Source organism: Ureaplasma diversum NCTC 246 (assembly GCF_000731915.1).
Taxonomy (GTDB): Bacteria; Bacillota_I; Bacilli_A; order Mycoplasmatales; family Mycoplasmoidaceae; genus Ureaplasma; species Ureaplasma diversum.
This window is the reverse complement of the sequence record NZ_JFDP01000067.1, coordinates 1-7,870: the sequence shown is the minus strand read 5'-3', so window position 1 is coordinate 7,870 and position 7,870 is coordinate 1. Positions and strand designations below refer to the sequence as shown.

The window sequence follows — 7,870 nt, the reverse complement described above, 5'->3', positions numbered from 1 at the left end:
TTAATTACTACGTACTTACTATAATATATATATATATATATATATATATAAGGTTATGTAATTTTTATAAACCCTTAATTCTTGAAAAAACAAAAAGATACCTTAACAAAAGTTAAGGATTTTTGTCTTGTAAACAAACAAGATAAAAAGATCAATATTTTAGAAACTTTTTCAGGAATTGGTGCTCAACACAAAGCGATTAAAAAACTTAACAAGAAAGGGTTAATATTTAAGATTGTTGCAACTGCAGAATGAGATGCAAGAGCTAATATTTCTTATGCTGCGATCCATCATGATTTAAATAAAAATTATAAAAAAGTATTATTAGCTAATAACTTAAACACAAGTGATGATATTAACCAGTTTTTAGATAAATATACTATTTCATTAGATTCAAAGAAACCATCTAAATTAAAAGGGAAAGATGATCAATTTAAAGAATATTTAGCAGCTTCAATTCTATTATCTAACAACCAAGTTGATATAACTAAATTAGATGCAAAAATAATAAAAGATTTAAACATTGATTTAATTACTTACTCTTTCCCTTGTCAAGGTTTATCAATTGCTAACATGGGTAGAGCTAAAGGAATCAATAATGATAAATCAACTTCTAGTTTAATATGAGAAATATATCGAATCCTTAATGAGTCTGAAATTAAACCTAAATACTTAATAATGGAAAATGTAAAAAACTTATTAAGTGCTAAGTTTAAACCAGAATATGAAAAGTGATTAAAAGTATTAGACAATTTTGGTTATAAAACATTTACTACAACGATTAATGGTATTAATGTTGGTTCAATCCAAAAACGGGAAAGAGTATTTGCTCTTAGTGTTAAAAAAGAAATAAGTACACCATTTGATGATGATTTATCATTCACTTTATATATTGAACAATTAACAAATTCTAAGAAATTAGATCATAATGGTCTTAAAAAACAATTCAATAAAGTTTTTGATTTTAGTTCTGATAATAAAGAAAACATCGATGCTTTAATCAATGACACTCCATCAAGAAGAAGACTTCTTGATTCAGAAAAAATCATTAACAAGAGTTCTAATTTTATTATTAATACAGTAACTACAAAACAAGACAGAATACCTTGTACTGGTATCATCGAATTTGAAAACAATCAATCTAATAAACTTAATTATAGATTTATAACACCCCGTGAAGCTTATAAATTAATGGGTTTTAGTGATAAGGATTTTGATAAATTAACTCCTTTATATAATAACCATATACTAACAAAGGAATCTTTATACAGACAAGCTGGTAACTCAATTGTAGTAGAAGCAATAGAGTGTTTATTTGAAGTAATCTTAAAGATTGAAGAAGGGAATGTATCTAATGAATAAAACTATTGAGTACTGAGAAAATATCATTAAAGATTTCTTTAAAGATTGAACAATAGGAACTAATGTTCATAGCTATATCGATAGAAGTGTTATAAATTGGTTTGATCAAATCGATTTTGACCAAATTGATTATGATCTAATCATTGAATGAGAAACTAATGAAGACAATAATACCAAGTTATTTTTTAAAGAAAAAGAAGAAATAGAGTTTTATTCTGAAGGAGAGAAGAAAAACAACAAGGATGGTTGGTATAGTGAATCAACTTATCGACAACTATTAGATATCTTAAAAGCTTTTTCAATTGTTATATACAAAAACAACAAGAATGTTGTTAATAAGAAATTTATAGACTTTTTAAAAAAGCATCCTTTAAAAGATTCTAATGAAGATAAGAAAAAAATCATTAAAGAATTTATTATTGATAATTTTAGTAACCATATTAAAAAATATATTCTTTTTCCTATTTCTAGTGAAAATAGGGATGATAGAAATAGAAGTGTTTACAACTTTTGATGAACATTAATAATGACAATTAATGATAAATTTATGGACTCAAAGATCAATGATATCTTTACAACGATCCAATCACCAGAACAAAAAACAATGGAATTTTACACTAAGTTTATTAATGAATACTTGTGTGATGAAAAAGCATTAAATCACAAAGTTTATGATTCTATGAAAAATTTCATTAATAAACAAATAAAAGAAATAACAAACATAGACCTTTTATGAGAATCTGAAATAGCAATTAGTGTTAATGGTTTTAATAAAGAACATTTAGATAAAATTGAAAAAAATATAATGGATGAGGAAATTGATAAGAGTGATAATAATTCTGATGAGGATTTTCCATTAATAAACTCATCTTTATACGATTTTCTTACATCAAAACACGCAGTATATGAATTACCTTTATATCAAAGAACTTATTCATGAGATGCAAACATTATTATCCGATTATTTGATACATTATTTAATGATTTTAAAGATGAAGAAGTTAAATTTTCATTATTAAATAACATTATTATTAGTAGTAGTGTAAATAGAAAAATATACATTCTTGATGGTCAACAGAGAATAACATCTTTAATAATAATATTGTGCGCTTTAATTAAATATTATTACAAACTAGATCCAAACCAAGAAGAAGAAAAATCTAATAACAAACTAAATGAATTAATAGCAAAACCAATAAAACAAATTATTAAACTACTTAACGAATTTGCTAAAAATGATAAAAATTATAACTATCTTTTAAAGATTATAACAACAGAAAATTATTTAAAAGACAAAATAGGTAATGAGATTAAAGCAAGTCGTTTTTATAAAAACTGAAGAGAAATTGTTAGTCTAGTTCCTGAAAAAATACAAAAAGATAAAGACCTTTTAATTGATTTTATTTCTTATGTTTTAAACAAAACAAGGTTGGTTGTATCCTATTTATTAAAACTAGATCGGAAAAGATGTACGAAAATATTTTGTAATTTAAATAGGTACAGCAAGAAGCTTGGTGCACTTGATTTATTTAGAACAAAGATAAGCGAATTAGATCAATCAGTTGATATTTACAATAACTCTATAAATTTATATTTTAGAAATTCTTATAATTCAACAAAAGATGAAGATTTAGACTTAATTCAAAACTTTTTAAATTCTGCATTAGTTAAATATAAATTATTTAATGCTATTGTTAATATTGATCGTGACTATAGTGATAGAATCATCAACTCATTAGAGAAATTTGAAATACTTCTAAAAGAGTATGAAAAGAATAATGTACATCCAAACTATTTAAATTTAATTTGAAATGATATTCTTGAATTTAACTATTGTTTATATGGATCTAGTGATGAATTAATTCAAATTCTAGATAAAAACAAAATTGATGGATTAGAAAAATTAAAAAATAATACCTATGAGTTTATAGATAAAAATAAGAAAACAAAATATATTAATTTTCAAATTTATCACCTATCTCATGGTGGTAGAAAATCAATCTTTGCAATGTTAGTTTGAACTTTAGCTGAACACTTTAGGATTTTTAGTTTAGAAAAGCCAAACAATAATCACGAATCATTTAGTAAGTATTTAGTTCAAATTGAAAAATTTGTTGTTCTTTGAAGAATCAAATTTAGGGGACAATCATTACCTAAAATAATTACTAAAATTTGTGAAGAAATAGTAAATAAAGATAATAAATTAATTCAACCTTCTGTTTTATATCAAAAATTAGAAGATATTATTACAGAACTAAAAGAACCATCAAAAGAAACTAAGATTAGTGAACTTTATATTTATTTACTAAATGAACTTAATTCAGAAAAAACTAAAGAAAATAAAACTCAAAACAAAAACATAAACGAAATTTGTAAGATCATTTTAGGAAGATTAGCTTATGGTGTTGGTCAAACAGGATTTGACACACCACAATATTTCAAAGGTTATAATAGTGATGATGAGACAGTAGGTATATTTGATTTTATTCCATATACATATGATCATAATCTAGCTCAAAAATTAAAGGATCAAGATTTAGAATATTTTTATAAACAAAATATTCAAGACTTTGAAATTCAGAATGTAATTCATAAAATTGGTAATGGTTCTTTAATAACTCGAAAAGACAACAGTTCAAAAGGTAATAGAACCGATACATCTAAAGGTGATCCTGATAAAAGTAATATTACTAATAAAGGTAAAGATACTAAGTATAAGATGTTTAATTTTGAACCATTTGATGAATCAGTAAAAATAGGACAAATTGGCAGACTAAATAAACTAGAATTCCATAAAACAAAAACTATCTCATTACCTTATGTAATTCAAACCCCTTCTCCTGATGAAAATAAAAAAGAAAACCAACATATTTGAGATATCAAGAACATAAACAGAGAGCAATTTGATAAAAACAAAAAGTACATTGAAGAACGTTCAAAAACGATTATTCAATCTTACATTTCAATGCTTTTCTATGATTGAATTGATGAAGATGAAAAATAATTATTAGATAATTAACCACTAAAAAAGCAAAAGAAAAATCTCCCAGCAAAGGAGATTTTTTCTTGTATTTATTGATTAATTACAACTCTTGGTGTAATTTCATTTGAAGCATTTTACGTTCTTTTTTAAGCTCATTAATTTGATAGATATATTCTTGTTTTTCTTCTAGATCAGCAGTTAATTGTAACTGTTGCATCGCTTCATTTAAATTAGCTTGGTTTTGTGCAAAAGTTAATCCTTTATAATCATATTCTTTTTTAACTTGGTGATATCTAACTCATTTATAAGTTTCAAAACCAATAATTGGTAATAAGAATAATAAGTAAGGAAGAATGTTTAATCAATTATATGCTCCCATTACATAAGGACTCATATTAAAGACTGTATTTAATCCTGGTGTATAAGTAATTAAAGCAATCATTGAACATGATATTAATAAAGAAATAACAACATATTTATTATCTTTTCATTTATCAATGAATATTGTATGGTTACTTCTTAATGAAACAGCATTAAATGATAAACATAAACCCATAAACATAAATGTTAATGCTGAACCAGATCGAGCTACTTCTTTAATGAATTCGATTTGGATATTTAGTGTATTTAATACAAAGTTATCTGGATTTAATGAATTTAGTTCTGCTTGGTATTGAGCTTCAATTAAGTTTAAGCTTAAGAATGATTCACGCATTTGATAGAAATCAAAATTAAAGTGAGAACCAGCACCTAGATAGAATAGTAATATTGACATCATTCCAATAAAGAAACCACATATAACAATAGTTAATCACATTTTCTTATCAACAATCGGAGCTGATTTTTTTAATGGAGCATAACGCATTAAATTACCTTCACTAAAGTTTAAACCTAATGCAATCCCTGGGAATGTTTCTGAAATAACATTAATTCATAAAATTTGTAAAGAAGACATTGGATTAATTCCAAGAATTAAAATTCCTAAGAATAATGAAATTAAACCAGATAAGTTAGTAATTAAAAGTAACATAATTACTCGCTTAATGTTAGCCATAATTGATCGACCCATTTTTACTGAGTTAACAATTGTAGCAAAGTTATCATCTGTTAGGATCATATCACTTGATGCTTTAGATACATCAGTTCCTGTGATCCCCATAGCACATCCTAAATCTGCAGCTTTTAGTGCTGGAGCATCATTTACTCCATCCCCTGTCATACTTACAATCTTATCGTGTGATTGTCAAGCTTTAACGATTCGGATTTTATCAGAAGGACTAACCCGAGCATAAACACTATATCTTTCGATATTATCTGCTAATTGTTCATCACTCATGCTAGCTAATTCAGTTCCTGATAATACTTCTTGACCTTCATTTAAAATACCAAGTTGCATTGCGATTGCACTTGCAGTATTAATATGATCCCCTGTGATCATAACTGGACGAATTCCAGCTTTTTTAGCAATAGCAACAGCTTCCATTGCTTCTTCACGTGGTGGATCTATCATTCCTAACAGTCCAACAAAAATTAAATCTTTTTCTAAATTTTCTGAACTTGTATCAGTTGGAATTTCATCTAACTCTTTATAAGCAACACCTAGAACACGTAAAGCATCATTACCCATTTGATCATTAGCTTCTAATACTTCTTTAGATAATGGTGTAGTTAATCTACTATCAAGTGAATCAATTGCTCCTTTTGTTACTAACATAAACTTATCAGCTTTTTTAACAATAACACTCATTAGTTTACGGTCTGAATCAAAAGGTAATTCAAACACTCGTTCATATTCATCATCTAAATCCGATTTTAGAACATTTAGTTTATAAGCAGCTTCTACAATACTTGTTTCTGTTGGATCACCAACAAAATTAATTTGACCATCTTCATCATAACTTATTGATGCGTTATTAACTACTGTTCCCAGTTTAATTAAATTTAAGATACTACTTTGATCAACAATGTTACTTAATCCAGATTCGTGTGTATAAACAGATACTACAGTCATCTTGTTTTGAGTTAAAGTTCCTGTTTTATCTGAACAAATTACATTAGCACTACCTAAGGTTTCAACAGCTGGTAAACGTTTAATAAGAGCGTTTTGTTTGCTCATTCGTTTAACTCCAAATGAAAGAATAATTGTTACAATAGCAATTAATCCTTCTGGAATAGCAGCAATTGATAATGAGATAGCAATAACAATTCCTGGGTGTCATGCTTTTTCTCAATTACCCCCACCAATTAAGTAGATGTACATAATAAACACAGCAATACATAATACCGCTCCAAAAATACCAATGATTTTTGATAAACGGTTAATTTTTTGTTGTAATGGTGTTAATGGTGTTTTTTGATCATTAATTAATTTAGCAATCTTACCAATTTCAGATTGCATTCCAACATTAGTTACAATTGCTTTTGCTGTTCCTGATGTAATTGTACATCCACTAAAAACACAGTTAGTTCGATCACCAAGTGGTGCATCGGCTGGAACAATTGCATTAGCATCTTTACTTACAGGAAGTGATTCACCAGTTAATGGTGCTTCATCACTTTCTAAAGAACTAGAGTTAATTAAAATTCCATCAGCTGGAATTGCATCTCCAGCTTCAAGAACTAATAAATCACCAACAACAACATCTTTTGTATCAATGATTTCTATTTGCCCATCTCTAATTACTTTAGCATTAGGAGAAGTTAATTTTAATAATGCTTCGGTATCTTTTTCAGCCTTGGTTTCCTGGACGACTCCAAAAATGGCATTAATTAATAAAATAGCAAAAATAACAGCTACTTCTACATATTGAACAATTTCTTCAATCTTATCGTGTGATGGTTTAACAATTGCAAGAATTAAAGTTAATAATCCTGCAAATACTAACAACATCACCATAAAATCTAAAAACTGTTTAAAGAATTTAACAATAATGCTTGTGTTCTTTTTCTTTTTTACTTCGTTGATACCGTACAAGTTACGGTTATTAAGCACTTGTTCATTACTTAAACCGTTTTGTTGATCTGTTAATTTAATGTCATACTCGACAACGGAATCAACTAGACTATCGTTTGTCTTTTCCATATATCCTCCAATTGTATTAATATTTTATATTATTTACACCTATTTATTTAACTTAGTTATTTACCTAGATTTATATTTATATCTAGTAGGGATAATAAATAACACTATTGTAGATATTAAGCTTATCTTTATTTTTAGTTCATCTTTAGTCAATAGTTTTATATAATTTAATGATAGACAATAAGTCAATAACGAGGATTTTATGAGTTTAAAAGAAGTTTTTAGTGTTTTATATCAAGCAGCTACTGATACTACTACACAAGCCACTGTTGAACAATTAAAGGGTGAATTGTATGCAATGACAGTTGGATTAAGTGTGGGAATTGTTTTATTTTTAATTGCAGGACTAATTATTGGTTTCTTAATTGCTATTAAGATTTACAAACGAAATTTACAAAAGAATCCACCAATCACAAAAGATATGATTCGAGATCTTTATGCTC

The 7,870-nt window shown here is 26.5% G+C and carries 4 protein-coding genes; 3 read left to right on the top strand and 1 reads right to left on the bottom strand.

Annotation, left to right across the window (positions count from 1 at the left end):
- Positions 1-81 precede the first annotated feature (81 nt).
- Complete coding sequence (gene dcm, locus UDIV_RS03125) at positions 82-1,362, top strand: DNA (cytosine-5-)-methyltransferase (protein ID WP_318023573.1); 1,281 nt, start codon at positions 82-84, stop codon at positions 1,360-1,362.
- The gene (locus UDIV_RS03120; protein WP_038103204.1) at positions 1,355-4,366 is read left to right on the top strand and encodes a DUF262 domain-containing protein; all 3,012 of its coding nucleotides are present in this window, start codon (positions 1,355-1,357) and stop codon (positions 4,364-4,366) included. Before dcm ends, UDIV_RS03120 begins: the two co-directional genes overlap by 8 nt.
- 79 nt (positions 4,367-4,445) lie before the next feature.
- Here UDIV_RS03120 and UDIV_RS03115 read toward each other — a convergent pair whose 3' ends face one another.
- Positions 4,446-7,427 carry a cation-translocating P-type ATPase gene (locus UDIV_RS03115; protein WP_038103203.1) on the bottom strand — a complete coding sequence of 994 codons (2,982 nt, stop codon included), beginning with the start codon at positions 7,425-7,427 and terminating at the stop codon, positions 4,446-4,448.
- A 202-nt stretch (positions 7,428-7,629) separates the two neighbouring features.
- On the opposite strand from UDIV_RS03115, the gene UDIV_RS03110 reads away from it, so the two are divergent.
- A partial coding sequence (locus UDIV_RS03110) for a YneF family protein (RefSeq protein WP_038103201.1) occupies positions 7,630-7,870 on the top strand: 241 nt, incomplete at its 3' end.